The 16,933-nt window shown below is 65.6% G+C and carries 14 protein-coding genes; 13 read left to right on the top strand and 1 reads right to left on the bottom strand.

Annotation, left to right across the window (positions count from 1 at the left end; translation table 11 throughout):
* The first annotated feature begins 5 nt into the window (after positions 1-5).
* Genes AWC27_RS04965 through nuoN form a run of 13 tightly spaced genes read left to right on the top strand, consistent with a single transcriptional unit; the run spans position 6 to position 15,027 of the window.
* The gene (locus AWC27_RS04965; protein WP_085669460.1) at positions 6-560 is read left to right on the top strand and encodes a NuoB/complex I 20 kDa subunit family protein; all 555 of its coding nucleotides are present in this window, start codon (positions 6-8) and stop codon (positions 558-560) included.
* Entirely contained in the window at positions 557-1,285 is a 729-nt protein-coding gene (locus AWC27_RS04960) for an NADH-quinone oxidoreductase subunit C (protein WP_085669459.1), read from the top strand. The genes AWC27_RS04965 and AWC27_RS04960 overlap by 4 nt, the downstream gene beginning before the upstream one ends.
* Complete coding sequence (gene nuoD, locus AWC27_RS04955) at positions 1,285-2,583, top strand: NADH dehydrogenase (quinone) subunit D (RefSeq protein WP_085669458.1); 1,299 nt, start codon at positions 1,285-1,287, stop codon at positions 2,581-2,583. The genes AWC27_RS04960 and nuoD overlap by 1 nt, the downstream gene beginning before the upstream one ends.
* Positions 2,580-3,353: an NADH-quinone oxidoreductase subunit NuoE gene (nuoE, locus tag AWC27_RS04950; protein WP_085669457.1), complete on the top strand. Its 774-nt coding sequence runs from the start codon at positions 2,580-2,582 to the stop codon at positions 3,351-3,353. The genes nuoD and nuoE overlap by 4 nt, the downstream gene beginning before the upstream one ends.
* Complete coding sequence (nuoF, locus tag AWC27_RS04945; RefSeq protein WP_085669456.1) at positions 3,350-4,678, top strand: NADH-quinone oxidoreductase subunit NuoF; 1,329 nt, start codon at positions 3,350-3,352, stop codon at positions 4,676-4,678. The genes nuoE and nuoF overlap by 4 nt, the downstream gene beginning before the upstream one ends.
* Before the next feature lie 8 nt (positions 4,679-4,686).
* A complete protein-coding gene (locus AWC27_RS04940) occupies positions 4,687-7,116 on the top strand; it encodes an NADH-quinone oxidoreductase subunit G (RefSeq protein WP_085669455.1) in 2,430 nt (809 codons plus the stop codon).
* A complete protein-coding gene (gene nuoH, locus AWC27_RS04935; protein ID WP_083111037.1) occupies positions 7,113-8,354 on the top strand; it encodes an NADH-quinone oxidoreductase subunit NuoH in 1,242 nt (413 codons plus the stop codon). The genes AWC27_RS04940 and nuoH overlap by 4 nt, the downstream gene beginning before the upstream one ends.
* Positions 8,347-8,904 (top strand): NADH-quinone oxidoreductase subunit NuoI, encoded by a 558-nt coding sequence (gene nuoI / locus AWC27_RS04930; RefSeq protein WP_083111038.1) that lies wholly within the window; start codon positions 8,347-8,349, stop codon positions 8,902-8,904. Before nuoH ends, nuoI begins: the two co-directional genes overlap by 8 nt.
* Before the next feature lie 8 nt (positions 8,905-8,912).
* On the top strand, positions 8,913-9,689 hold the full coding sequence (locus tag AWC27_RS04925; protein ID WP_139801438.1) for an NADH-quinone oxidoreductase subunit J: 777 nt from the start codon (positions 8,913-8,915) through the stop codon (positions 9,687-9,689).
* Positions 9,686-9,985 (top strand): NADH-quinone oxidoreductase subunit NuoK, encoded by a 300-nt coding sequence (gene nuoK / locus AWC27_RS04920; protein ID WP_083111040.1) that lies wholly within the window; start codon positions 9,686-9,688, stop codon positions 9,983-9,985. Before AWC27_RS04925 ends, nuoK begins: the two co-directional genes overlap by 4 nt.
* A gap of 10 nt (positions 9,986-9,995) precedes the next feature.
* Positions 9,996-11,885, top strand: a complete 1,890-nt coding sequence (nuoL, locus tag AWC27_RS04915; protein WP_083111041.1) for an NADH-quinone oxidoreductase subunit L — start codon at positions 9,996-9,998, stop codon at positions 11,883-11,885.
* Positions 11,879-13,456 (top strand): NADH-quinone oxidoreductase subunit M, encoded by a 1,578-nt coding sequence (locus AWC27_RS04910; RefSeq protein ID WP_169726721.1) that lies wholly within the window; start codon positions 11,879-11,881, stop codon positions 13,454-13,456. Before nuoL ends, AWC27_RS04910 begins: the two co-directional genes overlap by 7 nt.
* Positions 13,453-15,027 (top strand): NADH-quinone oxidoreductase subunit NuoN, encoded by a 1,575-nt coding sequence (gene nuoN, locus AWC27_RS04905; RefSeq protein ID WP_083111042.1) that lies wholly within the window; start codon positions 13,453-13,455, stop codon positions 15,025-15,027. Before AWC27_RS04910 ends, nuoN begins: the two co-directional genes overlap by 4 nt.
* Here the strand turns inward: nuoN and AWC27_RS04900 are convergent.
* Positions 15,024-16,892, bottom strand: a complete 1,869-nt coding sequence (locus AWC27_RS04900) for a PPE family protein (protein WP_085669454.1) — start codon at positions 16,890-16,892, stop codon at positions 15,024-15,026. The two genes, nuoN and AWC27_RS04900, sit on opposite strands and share 4 nt — an antisense overlap.
* Positions 16,893-16,933: the final 41 nt, after the last annotated feature.

Genomic DNA, 16,933 nt, shown 5'->3' with positions numbered 1-16,933 from the left:
AAGAGGTGGGACTGGAAGAACAGCTGCCGGGCGGGATACTGCTGTCAACAGTCGAGAAGGTGGCGGGCTACGTCCGCAAGAACTCGCTGTGGCCGGCAACGTTCGGATTGGCCTGCTGTGCGATCGAGATGATGGCAACCGCGGGGCCGAGGTTCGACATCGCCCGGTTCGGCATGGAGCGCTTCTCGGCCACACCGCGCCAGGCCGATCTGATGATCGTCGCGGGGCGGGTCAGCCAGAAGATGGCCCCGGTGCTGCGTCAGATCTACGACCAGATGGCCGAACCGAAATGGGTTCTAGCCATGGGCGTGTGCGCGTCGTCGGGCGGGATGTTCAACAACTACGCGATCGTTCAGGGCGTCGACCACGTCGTTCCGGTCGACATCTACCTGCCCGGTTGCCCGCCGCGCCCCGAGATGCTGCTTTACGCAATCCTCAAGCTGCACGAGAAGATTCAGGAGATGCCGCTGGGCGTCAACCGGGAGCGTGCCATCGCCGAAGCCGAGGAAGCCGCACTGGGGGCCCGGCCCACGATCGAGATGCGTGGTCTGCTGCGATGAGCTCGCCGGACCACGACCCGCAGGGCGCCACCCTTACCCCGGGCGCCGAAGTACCGCCCACGGGCGAAGAAGTCATCGACGTTCGACGCGGCATGTTCGGCGTCAAGGGCACCGGCGACACGTCCGGATACGGACGGCTGGTGCGCGAGGTCGCGCTGCCCGGCAGCAGCCCCCGGCCCTACGGCGGCTACTTCGACGACATCGCCGACCGGCTGGCCGAGGCGCTGCAGCGCAACGATGTCGAATTCGACAACGCCATCGAGAAAGTCGTGGTCGACCGCAACGAACTGACCCTGCATGTGCATCGCGACCATTTGCCGCAGGTCGCCCAGCGGCTGCGCGACGAACCCGAATTGCGCTTCGAGCTGTGCCTGGGTGTCAACGGCGTGCACTATCCGCACGAAACGGGCCGGGAACTGCATGCCGTGTACCCGCTGCAGTCGATCACGCACAACCGCCGGCTGCGGCTGGAAGTGTCTGCGCCCGATAGTGATCCGCACATCCCGTCGCTGTTCGGCATCTATCCGACCAACGACTGGCACGAGCGCGAGACCTACGACTTCTTCGGGATCATCTTCGACGGCCATCCGTCGCTGACCCGCATCGAAATGCCCGACGACTGGCACGGGCATCCGCAACGCAAGGACTATCCACTCGGCGGCATCCCAGTCGAATACAAGGGCGCGCAGATACCCCCGCCCGACGAGCGGAGGGGTTATAACTAATGACCGGAACCGAAACCGTCGTGGTCGCCGGCGGCCAGGACTGGGACAAGATCGTCGACGCCGCCCGCAACGCGGATCCCGGTGAGCGCATTGTGGTCAACATGGGTCCGCAGCACCCGTCCACGCACGGGGTGCTGCGGCTGATCCTGGAAATCGAGGGCGAGACCGTCACCGAGGCCCGCTGCGGAATCGGCTACCTGCACACCGGGATCGAGAAAAACCTCGAGTACCGCTACTGGACCCAGGGCGTCACCTTCGTGACCCGGATGGATTACCTCTCACCGTTTTTCAACGAGACCGCCTACTGCCTGGGTGTAGAGAAGCTGCTCGGCATCACCGACGAGATCCCGGAGCGGGTCAACGTCATCCGGGTGATGATGATGGAGCTCAATCGCATCTCCTCGCATCTGGTCGCGCTGGCCACCGGCGGCATGGAACTTGGCGCCATGACCCCGATGTTCGTCGGCTTCCGGGGGCGCGAGATCATCCTGACCCTGTTCGAATCGATCACGGGGTTGCGGATGAACAGCGCCTACATCCGGCCCGGCGGGGTGGCGCAGGATCTACCGCCCAATGCGATCGACGAGATCGCCGCAGCCCTGAAGGAATTGCGCCAGCCGCTGCGCGAAATGGGTGACCTGCTCAATGAGAACGCCATCTGGAAGGCGCGTACCGAGGACGTCGGCTACCTGGATCTGGCCGGGTGCATGGCGCTGGGCATCACCGGGCCGATCCTGCGGGCCACCGGACTGCCGCACGACTTGCGCAAGAGCGAACCCTACTGCGGATACGAGAACTACGAATTCGATGTGATCACCGACGACACCTGTGATGCCTACGGGCGCTACATCATTCGCGTCAAGGAGATGTGGGAGTCAGTAAAGATCGTGGAGCAGTGTCTGGACAAGTTGCGGCCGGGCCCGACCATGGTGGAGAACCGCAAGATCGCCTGGCCGGCCGACCTGTCCGTCGGCCCCGACGGCATGGGCAACTCACCCGAGCACATCGCCAAGATCATGGGCGGCTCGATGGAAGCGCTGATTCACCACTTCAAGCTGGTGACCGAGGGCATTCGTGTTCCGGCCGGCCAGGTCTACGTGGCGGTGGAATCGCCGCGCGGGGAACTCGGCGTGCACATGGTCAGTGACGGCGGGACCCGCCCGTACCGGGTGCATTACCGGGATCCGTCGTTCACCAACCTGCAGTCGGTTGCCGCGATGTGCGAGGGCGGGATGGTCGCCGATCTGATCGCCGCGGTCGCCAGCATCGACCCGGTGATGGGCGGAGTGGACCGATGACGGTGCCGAACGTTGGAAATAGTGGCGGCGAGCGGGTTTTCATTCGCCTCGGACCGCCACCCGAAGAGCCCAACCAGTTCGTGGTCGAGGGCGCTCCGCAGTCGTATCCGCCGGAAGTGCAGGCGCGGCTTGAGGTGGAGGCCAAGGACATCATGGGCCGCTACCCCAACAAGCGCTCGGCGCTGTTGCCGTTGCTGCACCTGGTGCAGGGCGAGGACTCCTACCTGACCCCGGCAGGTTTGGAATTCTGTTCGCAGCAGCTGGGATTGACCGGTGCCGAAGTGTCGGCGGTGGCCAGCTTCTACACCATGTACCGTCGCGGCCCCACCGGCGACTACCTCGTGGGCGTCTGCACCAACACGCTGTGTGCCGTCATGGGCGGCGACGCCATATTCGACGACCTCAAAGACCACCTCGGCATCGGCAACGACGAGACCACCTCCGATGGCAAGGTCACCCTGCAACACATCGAATGCAACGCGGCCTGCGACTACGCCCCGGTGGTGATGGTCAACTGGGAGTTCTTCGACAACCAGACCGTGGAATCGGCACGTGAACTGGTCGACTCGCTGCGCTCCGGAACACCGAAGCACCCCACCCGCGGCGCCCCGCTGTGTGCCTTCCGCGAGACGTCACGCATCTTGGCCGGCCTCCCCGATCAACGTCCGGACCAAGGCCAGGGCGGTGCGGGTGCGGCCACCCTGGCCGGATTGCGGGTGGCGCAGGAAAACGGCATGCAGGCGCCCCCAGGACCGGAAGGTCAGGCATGACAACCTCCCCGGCTACCCCGTTGACCCCGGTCATCAGCCGCTACTGGGACGACCCGCAGTCGTGGACGCTGGAAACCTACGAGCGCAACGACGGCTATAAGGCGCTGCGTAAAGCGCTGGCCATGGCTCCCGACGATGTGATCGGCATGGTCAAAGACTCCGGGCTGCGCGGACGCGGCGGCGCGGGCTTCTCCACCGGCACTAAATGGTCGTTCATCCCGCAGGGCGATTCCGGGCCGGCGGCCAAGCCGCATTATCTGGTGGTCAACGCCGACGAGTCGGAACCCGGTACGTGCAAAGACATTCCGCTGATGCTGGCCACCCCGCATGTGCTCGTCGAAGGCGTGATCATCGCCTCCTATGCGATCCGGGCCAGCCACGCGTTCATCTACGTCCGCGGCGAAGTGCTGCCGGTGTTGCGCCGGCTGCAGAACGCGGTGGCCGAGGCCTACGCGGCCGGCTACCTCGGCCGCGACATCAAGGGTTCGGGCTTCGACCTGGAACTGGTGGTGCATGCCGGGGCGGGCGCCTACATCTGCGGTGAGGAGACCGCGCTGCTGGACTCGCTGGAGGGCCGCCGTGGCCAGCCGCGCCTACGGCCGCCGTTTCCGGCCGTCGCCGGCCTGTACGGGAGTCCCACGGTGATCAACAACGTCGAGACGATCGCCAGCGTGCCGTCGATCATTTTCAACGGTGTCGACTGGTTCCGGTCCATGGGCAGCGAGAAATCACCCGGCTTCACGCTCTATTCGTTGTCCGGGCACGTCACCCGTCCGGGCCAGTACGAGGCGCCGCTGGGGATCACGCTGCGCGAACTGCTCGACTACGCCGGCGGTGTGCGCGCCGGGCACCGGCTCAAGTTCTGGACGCCCGGCGGGTCCTCGACACCACTGCTCACCGACGAACACCTCGACGTCCCGTTGGACTACGAAGGCGTGGGCGCGGTGGGCTCGATGCTGGGCACCAAAGCTTTGGAGATCTTCGACGAGACCACCTGCGTAGTGCGCGCCGTGCGCCGCTGGACCGAGTTCTACAAGCACGAATCGTGCGGGAAATGCACGCCGTGCCGCGAGGGAACCTTCTGGCTGGACAAGATCTACGAACGGCTGGAAACCGGCCGCGGCACCCGCGAAGACATTGACAAACTGCTGGATATCTCCGACTCGATCTTGGGAAAGGCGTTCTGCGCCTTGGGCGATGGCGCGGCCAGCCCGGTGATGTCGTCGATCAAGCTCTTCCGCGACGAGTACCTTGCTCACGTCGAACGGGGCGGATGTCCGTTCGATCCCCGAGACTCGATGCTCACGTTGGACGGAAAGGCCTGACACCGGCAATGACAACTACAGCCGACGCGAAAGCTGGCGACGGGTCCGGAAAAGAGGCGAGCCGGCCGGAGATGGTGTCGCTGACCATCGACGGCAACGAAATCAGCGTTCCCAAGGGAACTTTGGTGATTCGCGCGGCCGAGTTGATGGGCATCCAGATCCCCCGGTTCTGCGATCACCCGCTGCTGGACCCGGTTGGCGCATGCCGGCAGTGTCTGGTCGAGGTCGAAGGCCAGCGCAAGCCGTTGGCGTCATGCACCACCGTGGCCACCGATGACATGGTGGTGCGCACCCAGCTCACCTCGGAGGCGGCCGACAAGGCCCAGCACGGCGTGATGGAGCTGCTGCTGATCAACCATCCGCTGGACTGCCCGATGTGCGACAAGGGCGGGGAATGCCCACTGCAGAACCAGGCAATGTCCAACGGCCGGGCCGAGTCTCGCTTCACCGACGTCAAGCGCACGTTCGCCAAGCCGATCAACATCTCCGCACAAGTGCTGCTGGACCGCGAGCGCTGCATCCTGTGCGCCCGCTGCACCCGCTTCTCCGAGCAGATCGCCGGCGACCCGTTCATCGACATGCAGGAGCGCGGCGCGCTGCAGCAGGTCGGCATCTACGCCAACGAACCGTTCGAGTCCTACTTCTCCGGCAACACGGTGCAGATCTGCCCGGTCGGCGCGCTGACCGGGACCGCCTACCGGTTCCGGGCGCGCCCGTTCGACCTGGTCTCCAGCCCCAGCGTGTGCGAGCACTGCGCGTCGGGATGCGCGCAGCGCACCGATCACCGGCGCGGCAAGGTCCTGCGCCGGCTCGCCGGCGACGACCCGGAAGTCAACGAGGAGTGGAACTGCGACAAAGGCCGCTGGGCCTTCACCTACGCCACGCAACCAGACGTGCTCACCACTCCCCTGATCCGCGACGCCAACGGCGAGCTGGTGCCGGCGTCGTGGTCCCATGCGATCGCGGCGGCGACGCAGGGACTCGCTGCCGCCCGCGGCCGCACCGGCGTGCTGGTCGGTGGCCGGGCCACCTGGGAGGACGCCTACGGCTACGCGAAGTTCGCGCGAACCACGTTGGGCACCAACGACATCGACTTCCGCGCCCGCCCGCACTCGGCGGAAGAGGCGGATTTCCTGGCGGCCCGGATCGCGGGCCGCCCGGTAACCGTCAGCTATGCGGACCTGGAATCGGCTCCGGTGGTGGTGCTGGTCGGGTTCGAGCCGGAAGAAGAGTCGCCGATCGTGTTCTTGCGGTTACGCAAGGCGGCTCGCAAACACCACGTCCCGGTTTATGCCGTCGCCCCGTTCGCGACGCGCGCGCTGCAGAAGATGTCGGGCCGGCTGCTCAAAACCGTTCCCGGCGAAGAGCCTGCGGCCCTCGACGGACTGGCTACCGGCGAAGTGGGTGATCTGCTGAGCACACCCGGCGCGGTGATCATGGTCGGCGAACGTCTGGCCACGGTGCCCGGCGGACTGTCCGCGGCGGCCCGGCTGGCCGACGCAACCGGTGCCCGGCTGGCCTGGGCGCCGCGGCGGGCCGGCGAACGCGGCGCACTGGAGGCCGGTGCGCTTCCCGCACTGTTGCCGGGCGGCCGCCCGGTGTCCGACGACGCCGCACGTTCACAGGTCGCCGCTGCCTGGCACGTCTCCGAATTGCCTGCGGCGCCTGGGCGTGACGTCGAGGGCATCCTGGCCGGCGCGGCCGACGGCAGCCTGGGCGCGCTGCTGGTCGGCGGGATCGAGCCCGGCGACTTCGCCGATCCGGACGCGGTGCTGGCCGCGCTGGACGCCGCCGGATTCGTGGTCAGCCTGGAACTGCGGCACAGCGAGGTCACCGAGCGCGCTGACGTGGTGTTCCCGGTCGCGCCGGCGGCCCAGAAGGCCGGCGTCTTCGTCAACTGGGAGGGCCGCTACCGCGGCTTCGGACCCGCGCTGCACGGCACCACCCTGCGCGCCGGCCAGTCCGATCACCAGGTGCTCGACGCACTGGCCGACGAGCTGGGTGTCTACCTGGGACTGCGCACCGCCGACGGGGCCCGCGAGGAGCTGGCCGCGCTGGGCAACTGGGACGGCAAGCACGCGCCCACCCCCCGCGTCGAGGCGCCACAGCCGGCGCGACCCGCAGCGGGTGAGGCCGTGCTCACCGGCTGGCGGATGCTGCTTGACGCCGGCCGCCTGCAAGACGGCGAACCACACCTGGCCGGAACCGCACGCAAACCCGTGGTGCGGCTGTCGGCCGATACGGCCGCCGAGATCGGCGCCGCCGAGGGCCAGTCCGTGACCGTCAGTACCGAACGCGGCTCAATCACGTTGCCGCTCAACGTGACCGACATGCCCGACCGGGTGGTGTGGCTGCCGCTGAACTCCGCAGGCTCGGCGGTGTACCGGGAGTTGGGGGCGAGTCTGGGCAGCGTGGTCAAGATCGGGGTGAAGTCATGACGGGTTTTGGGCACGACGTCTGGTGGCTGGTGATAGCCAAGGCACTGGCCATCTTTGTGTTCCTGATGCTGAACGTATTGGTCGCAATCCTGCTCGAGCGCAAGATCCTGGGCTGGATGCAGTTGCGGCCCGGACCCAACCGAGCGGGCCCGTGGGGTGCCCTGCAGAGTCTGGCCGACGGCATCAAGCTGGCGCTCAAGGAGAGCATCACGCCCAAGGGCGTCGACTGGTTCGTATACTTTGCGGCCCCGGTCTTTTCGGTGATCCCGGCGTTCACCGCGTTCGCGTTCATCCCGTTCGGCCCGGAAGTGTCGGTGTTCGGCCATCGCACGGCGCTGCAGCTGACTGATCTGCCGGTCGCGGTGCTGTTCATTCTGGGGCTGTCGGCGATCGGCGTGTACGGAATCGTGCTGGGCGGCTGGGCATCTGGGTCCACCTACCCGCTACTGGGCGGGGTGCGCTCGACCGCGCAGGTCATCTCCTACGAGGTCGCGATGGGGTTGTCGTTCGCGGCGGTGTTCCTCTACGCGGGGAGCATGTCGACATCGCAGATCGTAAGCGCACAGGACCGCGTCTGGTACGTGTTCTGGCTGCTGCCGTCGTTCATCATCTATCTCATCTCGATGGTGGGTGAAACCAACCGCGCCCCGTTCGACCTGCCGGAGGCCGAGGGTGAGCTGGTCGCCGGCTTCCACACCGAGTATTCGTCGCTGAAGTTCGCCATGTTCATGTTGGCCGAATACGTCAACATGATGACCGTGTCGTCGCTTGCCACGGTCATGTTCTTCGGCGGCTGGCATGCTCCCTGGCCACTGAACATGTGGGAGGGCGCCAACCACGGCTGGTGGCCGGTGCTCTGGTTCACCGCGAAGATGTGGACCTTCCTGTTCATCTATATGTGGCTGCGAGCCAGCTTGCCGCGGTTCCGCTACGACCAGTTCATGGCGCTGGGCTGGAAGCTGCTGATCCCGGTCTCGCTGGTGTGGATCATGATCGCCGCGGTCATTCGCGCGCTGCGCAACCAGGGCTACCCGCATTGGACCCTGGTGCTGGTGATCAGCAGCATCGTCGTCGCGACCGCGCTCGTGCTGGCGCTGCGAAAACCGTTCAGCGTCAGCAGTGCTCGCGCCCAAAAACGCCGCAAGCAAGCCGAGGAAAGCTCCGAACGCATCGAACCGGCATTCCCGACACCGCCGCTGCCGACACACAGCGCGAGCAAGGAGAAAGCGCGTGCCTAAGTTTCTAGACGGCATAGCTGGATTCGGCGTGACTTTCGCGTCGATGTTCAAAAAGCGGGTGACCGAGGAGTACCCGGAGAAGCCCGGTCCGGTGAAGCCGCGCTACCACGGCCGTCACCAACTCAACCGCTACCCCGACGGGCTGGAGAAGTGCATCGGCTGCGAGCTGTGCGCCTGGGCCTGCCCGGCCGACGCCATCTACGTCGAGGGCGCCGACAACACCGAAGAGCAACGGTTTTCTCCCGGCGAGCGCTACGGCCGGGTGTATCAGATCAACTATCTGCGCTGTATCGGTTGCGGCCTGTGCATCGAGGCCTGCCCCACCCGCGCCTTGACCATGACCAACAACTACGAGATGGCCGACGACAACCGCGCCGACCTGATCTACGAGAAGGACCGCCTGCTGGCGCCGCTGCTGCCCGAGATGACCGCGCCGCCGCACCCGCGTACGCCGGGCGCCACCGACAAGGACTACTACCAGGGCAACGTGACCGCCGACGGCTTGCGCGAACCCCAAAGTGCGGGATCCAAAGCCGGAGACACCCGATGACCGCGCCGCTGGCAGCACATCTCGCCTCGGATGTCATCGTCCACACCTCCACCGGTGAAGCGGTGACGTTCTGGATCCTGGGGGCCGTGGCGCTGATCGGCGCGCTGGGCGTGGTGCTGGCCGTCAATGCCGTCTATTCGGCGATGTTTCTGGCTATGACGATGATCATCCTGGCGGTGTTCTACATGATCCAGGACGCGCTGTTCCTGGGCGTCGTTCAAGTCGTGGTCTACACCGGCGCGGTCATGATGCTGTTCTTGTTCGTGCTGATGCTCATCGGGGTGGATTCGGCGGAATCGCTGCAGGAAACCCTGCGCGGCCAGCGGATCGCGGCGGTGGTGACCGGTATCGGCTTCGGTGTGCTGCTGATAGCTGCCATCGGCAACGCGGCCACCGGAAGCTTCTCCGGACTGACCGCCGCCAACGCCAACGGCAACGTCGAGGGCCTGGCGGCGCTGATCTTCTCCCGCTACCTGTGGGCGTTCGAGTTGACCAGTGCGCTGCTGATCACGGCCGCGGTAGGCGCGATGGTGCTGGCGCACCGGGAACGCTTCGAGCGGCGCAAGACTCAGCGGGAACTCTCCGAGGAACGCTTCCGGCTCGGCCTGCGGGCCACCCCGCTGCCCAGCCCGGGCGTCTACGCCCGGCACAACGCGGTCGACGTCGCCGCGCTGCTTCCCGACGGCTCGTACTCGGAGCTGTCGGTGTCCCGGATATTGCGGACGCGAGGGGCCGACGGGCGCGAAACGCCCTCGCCCGAAGCCGTTAAGGGAAGCCCATCATGAATCCTGCCAATTACCTATACCTTTCGGCCCTGCTGTTCACCATCGGGGCGGCGGGTGTGCTGTTGCGACGCAACGCGATCGTCATGTTCATGTGCGTAGAGCTGATGCTCAATGCCGTCAACCTGGCGTTCGTCACCTTCGCGCGCATGCACGGCAAGCTCGACGGCCAAATGATCGCGTTCTTCACGATGGTGGTGGCTGCCTGCGAAGTGGTCGTCGGCCTGGCCATCATCATGACGATTTTCCGTGCCCGCAAATCGGCGTCGGTCGACGACGCGAATCTACTCAAAGGCTAAGAACGCCAAGATGACTCACTACACCTGGCTGCTTGTCGCGCTGCCATTGGCGGGAGCGGCGATCTTGCTGTTCGGCGGCAGACGCACCGATCCCTGGGGCCATTGGCTGGGCTGCCTGGCGGCGCTGTCGGCGTTCGGGGTGGGCGCCACCTTGCTGGCCGATTTGCTCAGCCGGGGCTCAGAAGACCGGGTTATTCGCCAGACCGTGTTCAGCTGGATTCCGGTCGGCCAGCTCCAGGTCGACTTCGGGCTGCAGATCGACCAGCTGTCCATCTGTTTCGTGCTGCTGATCTCCGGCGTCGGGTCGCTGATCCACATCTACTCGGTCGCCTACATGGCCGAAGACATCGATCGCCGCAGGTTTTTCGGCTACCTCAACCTGTTCCTGGCCTCGATGCTGCTGCTCGTGATCGCCGACAACTACGTGCTGCTGTACGTCGGCTGGGAAGGCGTCGGTCTGGCTTCCTATCTGCTGATCGGTTTCTGGTACCACAAGCCGACGGCGGCCACCGCGGCCAAGAAGGCGTTCGTGATGAACCGGGTCGGCGACGCCGGCCTGGCCCTGGGCATGTTCGTGATGTTCAGCAACTTCGGGACGCTGTCGTACTCGGGCGTATTCGCCGGGGCGCCCGCAGCCAGCCGGGGCGTGCTGACCGCGATCGGTTTGCTGCTGCTGCTCGGTGCTTGCGCCAAGTCTGCGCAGGTTCCGCTACAGGCCTGGTTGGGTGACGCGATGGAGGGCCCCACCCCGGTGTCGGCGCTCATCCACGCCGCCACCATGGTGACCGCCGGCGTCTATCTGATCGTGCGGTCCAACCCGCTGTACAACCTGGCGCCCGACGCCCAGTTGGGCGTGGTCATCGTCGGCGCCGTCACCTTACTGCTCGGCGCCTACATCGGTTGCGCCAAGGACGACATCAAACGCGCGCTGGCGGCCTCGACGATGAGCCAGATCGGCTACATGGTGCTGGCTGCCGGACTGGGCCCCGCTGGCTACGCGTTCGCGATCATGCACCTGCTCACCCACGGCTTCTTCAAGGCGGGGCTGTTCCTGGGATCCGGTGCGGTGATTCACGCCATGCACGAGGAGCAGGACATGCGCCGCTACGGCGGTCTGCGCGCCGCCCTGCCAGTCACCTTCATCACGTTCGGGCTGGGATATCTGGCGATCATCGGGGTACCGCCGTTTGCGGGCTTCTTCTCCAAGGACGCCATCATCGAGGCGGCACTGGCCGCCGGCGGCACCCGCGGCTATGTGCTGGGCGGGGCCGCGCTGCTGGGTGCCGGCGTCACCGCGTTCTACATGACCCGGGTGATGCTGATGACGTTCTTCGGCGCCAAGCGCTGGGCGCCGGACTCCCATCCGCACGAAGCGCCGGCTTTGATGACGTGGCCGATGATCCTGCTGGCCGTAGGGTCGGTGTTCTCCGGCGGCCTGTTCGCCATCGGCGGCACCCTGCAGCACTGGCTCGAGCCGGTGGTGGGGGCGCACGAAGAAGTCACGCACGCCGTTCCGGTCTGGCTCAACACCACCCTGGCACTGGCGGTAGTCGCGATCGGCATTGCGGTCGCCTACCGGATGTACGGCGGGAAGGCCGAGATCCCCAGGGTGGCGCCCGTTCAGGTTTCGGTGCTCACAACGGCCGCCCGCGCCGACGCCTACGGCGATGCCTTCAACGAGGAGGTGTTCATGCGCCCTGGCGCACAACTGACCAAAGCTGTGGTCGCGGTCGACGACGCCGGTGTGGACGGCTCGGTCAACGCGCTCGCGGCACTGGTGAGCCAGACCTCGAATCGATTGCGGCGAATGCAAACCGGATTCGCCCGCAACTACGCGCTGTCGATGCTGGTCGGGGCGGCCCTGGTGGCCGCGGTGCTGCTGGCGGTGAACCTGTGGTGAACCTGCCCTGGCTGTCCGCGCTGTGGCTGGTGCCGCTGGCGGGTTCGGTGCTGATCATCCTGCTGCCCCCGGGGCTGCGCCAGCTCGCCAAGTGGACCGGCCTGATCGTCAGCCTGCTGACCCTGGCCGTGGCCATCAAGATCACGGTCGGGTTCAAGCCCGGCGGCGATACGTACCAGTTCCTCGAAAAGCGTTCCTGGATTCCGGCTTTCGGGGCCGGCTACACCCTCGGCGTGGACGGCATCGCGGTGGTGCTGGTGATCCTGACCGCTGTGCTGATCCCGCTGCTGCTGGTGGCCGGCTGGAATGAGGCCGGCGAACGCAACCCGCGTAGCGTGCACGCCTACGTGGCTCTGACGTTGGCCATCGAGTCGATGGTGCTGATCTCGGTGGTTGCGCTCGACGTGCTGCTGTTCTACGTGTTCTTCGAGGCCATGCTGATCCCGATGTACTTCCTGATCGGTGGCTTCGGCCAGGGTCCGGGTAGTTCGCGCGCCGCGGTTAAGTTCTTGTTGTACAACCTGTTCGGCGGACTGATCATGCTGGCGGCGGTGATCGGGCTGTATGTGGTGACCACCAAGCACGGTTCGGGCACCTTCGATTTCCAGCAGATCGTGGACGACGTGCGCCACGGCCGCTACGGCGTGGACCCGGCCGTGTTCAAGGCTTTGTTCTTGGGCTTCATGTTCGCATTCGCCATCAAGGCGCCGCTGTGGCCGTTCCACCGGTGGCTGCCCGATGCCGCAGTGGAGGCGCCACCGGCGAGTGCGGTGCTGATGATGGCGATCATGGACAAGGTCGGCACCTTCGGCATGCTGCGCTACTGCCTGCAGTTGTTCCCGGACGCCTCAACGTATTTCCGTCCGCTGATCGTCACCTTGGCCATCATCGGTGTCATCTACGGCGCCGTCGTGGCGATCGGCCAGACCGACATCATGCGGCTGATCGCCTACACCTCGATTTCTCACTTCGGCTTCATCATCGCGGGCATCTTCGTGATGACCAGCCAGGGTCAAAGTGGCTCCACGTTGTACATGCTCAACCACGGCCTTTCCACGGCGGCAGTGTTCCTGATCGCCGGCTTCCTGGTTGCCCGGCACGGCAGCCGCTCGATCGCCGACTACGGCGGAGTGCAGAAGGTAGCGCCAATTCTGGCCGGCACCTTCCTGGTTTCTGCCATGGCCACGCTGTCGCTGCCCGGACTTGCCCCGTTCATCAGCGAATTCCTGGTGTTGTTAGGCACTTTCAACCGCTACTGGCTGGCTGCTGCGTTCGGTGTCACGGCGCTGGTGCTGTCCGCCATCTACATGCTGTGGCTCTACCAACGCGTGATGACCGGTCCGGTGGCCAAGGGCAACGAGAAGATCGGTGACCTGGTGCCGCGCGAATTGGTCGTCGTCGCACCGCTGATCGCGCTGCTGCTGGTGCTCGGGGTCTATCCCAAGCCGGTGCTCGACGTCATCAACCCGGCAGTTGAGAACACCATGACCACCATCGGCCAGCACGATCCCGCGCCCAAAGTGCCAGTCGGTACGGGTGTTTCCCGCACAGCCGAAGGACCACATCAATGACCCTGCCCAGTCCCAGCATCGAATACTTCCTGCTGTGTCCGATGCTCATCGTCTTCTCGGTCGCGGTGGCCGGTGTGCTGGTGGAAGCGTTCGCGCCGCGGCGGCTGCGATACGGCATGCAGGTCGTCCTCGCCCTCGGCGGGTTAGTGGCCGCATTCATCGCAATCATCGTGGTGGCCAAGTCGCTTCCGGTGTCCGGCCGCCGAGCCGTGCTCGGTGCGGTGGCGGTGGATCGGCCGGCACTGTTCCTGCAGGGCACCATCGTGTTGGTCGCCGTACTGGCGGTGATCTTCATGGCCGAACGCCGCCAGGTCAGTGCGGCGAAGAAAGTCGCCGTGGCGGCCGGTGGGCTGGATTCCTTTACGCCACAAGCTTCCGCGGTCCCCGGCAGCGATATCGAACGCGAGGCGGAACAGGCGGGCGCGGCCCAGACCGAGCTCTTCCCGCTGGCACTGCTGTCGGTCGGCGGCATGATGGTGTTCCCCGCCTCCAACGACTTGTTGACGATGTTCGTCGCGCTGGAAGTCCTGTCGCTGCCGCTGTATCTGATGTGCGGGCTGGCCCGCCACCGCCGCCTGCTCTCGCAGGAAGCCGCGATGAAGTACTTTCTGCTGGGGGCGTTTTCGTCGGCGTTCTTCCTCTACGGCGTCGCGTTGCTCTACGGCGCAACCGGCACGCTCACCCTGACCGGCATCCGGGACTCACTGGCCGCACATAGCGATACCACGCTGGCGCTGGTCGGTGTCGCGCTGTTATCGGTGGGTCTGCTGTTCAAGGTCGGCGCAGTCCCGTTCCACTCCTGGATTCCCGACGTGTACCAGGGTGCGCCCACCCCGATCACCGGCTTTATGGCGGCCGCCACCAAGGTCGCGGCATTCGGCGCACTGCTTCGCGTCGTCTACGTCACGCTGCCGCCCCTGCACCACGACTGGCGCCCGGTGCTGTGGGCGATCGCGATCCTGACCATGGCGGTGGGCACCATCACCGCGGTGAATCAGACCGACGTCAAGCGGATGCTCGCCTATTCCTCGGTCGCGCACGTCGGCTTCATCCTCACCGGGGTGATCGCCGACAACTCCGCGGGACTGTCGGCGACGTTGTTCTATTTGGTCGCATACAGTTTCAGCACCGTGGGCGCATTCGCGATCGTGAGCCTTATCCGTAATGCCGACGGTGTGGAGGATGCGGATCTGTCGCATTGGGCCGGCCTGGGTCAGCGCTCACCCATTGTGGGCGTGATGCTTTCGATGTTCTTGCTGGCCTTCGCCGGTATCCCGCTGACGAGTGGATTCGTCAGCAAGTTCGCGGTGTTCAAGGCCGCCGCCGAGGGCGGGGCGGTGCCACTGGTGATCATCGGCGTGATCTCCAGCGGGGTGGCCGCCTACTTCTACGTCCGCGTGATCGTGCTGATGTTCTTCACCCAGGGAACCGACGACACCCCGCAAGTGGTGGCGCCCGGGGTGTTGAGCAAGGCCGCCATTGCGGTGTGTGCGGTGGTCACCGTGGTTTTGGGGATTGCCCCCCAGCCGGTGCTCGACCTGGCCAACCAGGCCGCCCAGCTGCTGCATTAGAAGTTGAACAACCCCGAGTGGTTGTTGAGGCTGTTGAACAGCCCTGAGGTGTTGTGACCCGAGTTGGCCACTCCCGAGGTGGCGGTGCTCAGCGCGTTGTTGGCCGAGTTCGCGATGCCGATGTTGAACGTGCCGATGTTGCCGATCCCCACGTTGAGGATGCCGCCGACGTTGTAGATACCGGCGGCGCCGCCGGTGCTGCCCGTCACTACGTTGTACAGACCCGACACCGGTAATGCGCCCGTGCTGGAGTTCTGAAAACCGGAGACGTGATTGCCCGAATTGAAGAACCCGGAGGAACTGTTGCCGGAGTTACCGACGCCCGAACTCGCAGCGGACTGGTCCGAGAAGCTGCCCAGGCCGGTGTTCACGTCGCCCGAATCGAACAGTCCGGTGTTGAGGTCGCCCGAGTTGAAGTAACCGGTGTTCCCCGAACCCGAGTTGAAGCTCCCGGTGTCGGTGCCGTTCAGCAGCGAGCCACCTGAGTTGAAGTTGCCGGTGTTGAGGGAGCCGGAGTTTCCGAAACCCATGTTGGCCGAGCCCGAGTTGCCGCCGCCCACGTTGTCGGCGCCGACGTTCCAGAACCCGAAATTGTGGTGACCGCCGTTTCCGAAGCCGGTGTTGAACGATCCGCCGTTCCAGAAGCCGGTGTTGGTGTTGCCGCCGTTGGAGAAACCGAAGTTGCCGTTACCGGCGTTGAAGAAACCGACGTTGTTGTTGCCGGAGTTGAAGAAACCGATGTTGGAGTTGCCGGAGTTGCCGAGGCCGACATTGCCGATACCCGTATTCAGGGCGCCGAACCCGAACTGGTGGTTGCCGGTGAGCCCGAATCCGATGTTGCCGTCACCCTTGTTGCCGAAGCCGATGTTGCCGCTGCCGTGATTGCCGTAGCCGATATTGGTGTCGCCGAAGTTTCCGCTGCCGCCGTTGCCGGCGCCGAAGTTTCCGGATCCCCAGTTGCTGAAGCCGCCGGCGAACCCCGGTCCCGCATTTCCGCTGCCGAAGTTGTGTCCGCCGGTGTTGCCACTGCCGATGTTCATGCTGTCGTGGTTGCCGCCACCGATATTGCTGTCGCCGAAGTTGCCGCTGCCGATGTTGCTGTTCTGCCGGTTACCGGAACCCCAGTTGTTGATTCCGAGGTTTCCGCTGCCGAAGTTCGCATTGCCACGATTGCCGCTGCCGATGTTCGACGTACCGGTATTTCCGCTGCCCATGTTGTTGTCGCCGGTGTTTCCACCGCCCAGGTTCCAGAAGCCCTTGTTGCCGATACTGGTGTTGATGTCCGGAATTCCGAACGGGTTGGCCGCTGCCGCGTGCGGCCCTTGCCCCGATCCCCCCAGGCCGGACAGCGCTTGCGTCCACGAGGACAATTGCGCGACGGCGGCCGACACTCCCCCGTGATAGCCGACCATCGCGGCCACGTCGGCGGCCCACATTTCCTCGTACCCTGCCTCAGCTGCCGCGATGGCCGGCGCGTTCTGGCCGAATAGGTTGGACCACACCAGTTGGACGAACGCATTGCGGTTGGCCGCCACCGCCAACGGGTGGATCGTCGCTGCCCGCACCGCCTCGAACGCACCGGCCACCGCTTTAGCCTGCGCCGCCGCGTCGGCGGCGCGCGCCGCGGCCGTGCTCAACCACCCCGCGTACGGAGCCGCCGTCGCGGCCATCGCCGTTGCGGCCGCACCCTGCCAGGCCTGACCGGTCAGTCCCGCGGTCACCGACCCGAACGAGTCTGCCGCCGAACCCAACTCGGCGGCCAACCCGTCCCACCCGACCGCCGCCGCAAGCATCGGACCCGAACCTGCGCCGGTGAATATCTGCGCCGAAAGCACCTCAGGCGGGGTCACAAAGAAACTCGTCATAGCGGCATCATTGCGAATCCAGCTGCTACCGATCGCAACTT

The sequence above is a fragment of the Mycobacterium szulgai genome (genome assembly GCF_002116635.1).
GTDB classification, from domain to species: domain Bacteria; phylum Actinomycetota; class Actinomycetes; order Mycobacteriales; family Mycobacteriaceae; genus Mycobacterium; species Mycobacterium szulgai.
Note: the sequence above shows the minus strand (reverse complement) of the source record. Positions and strands in the feature narration are given on the sequence as shown.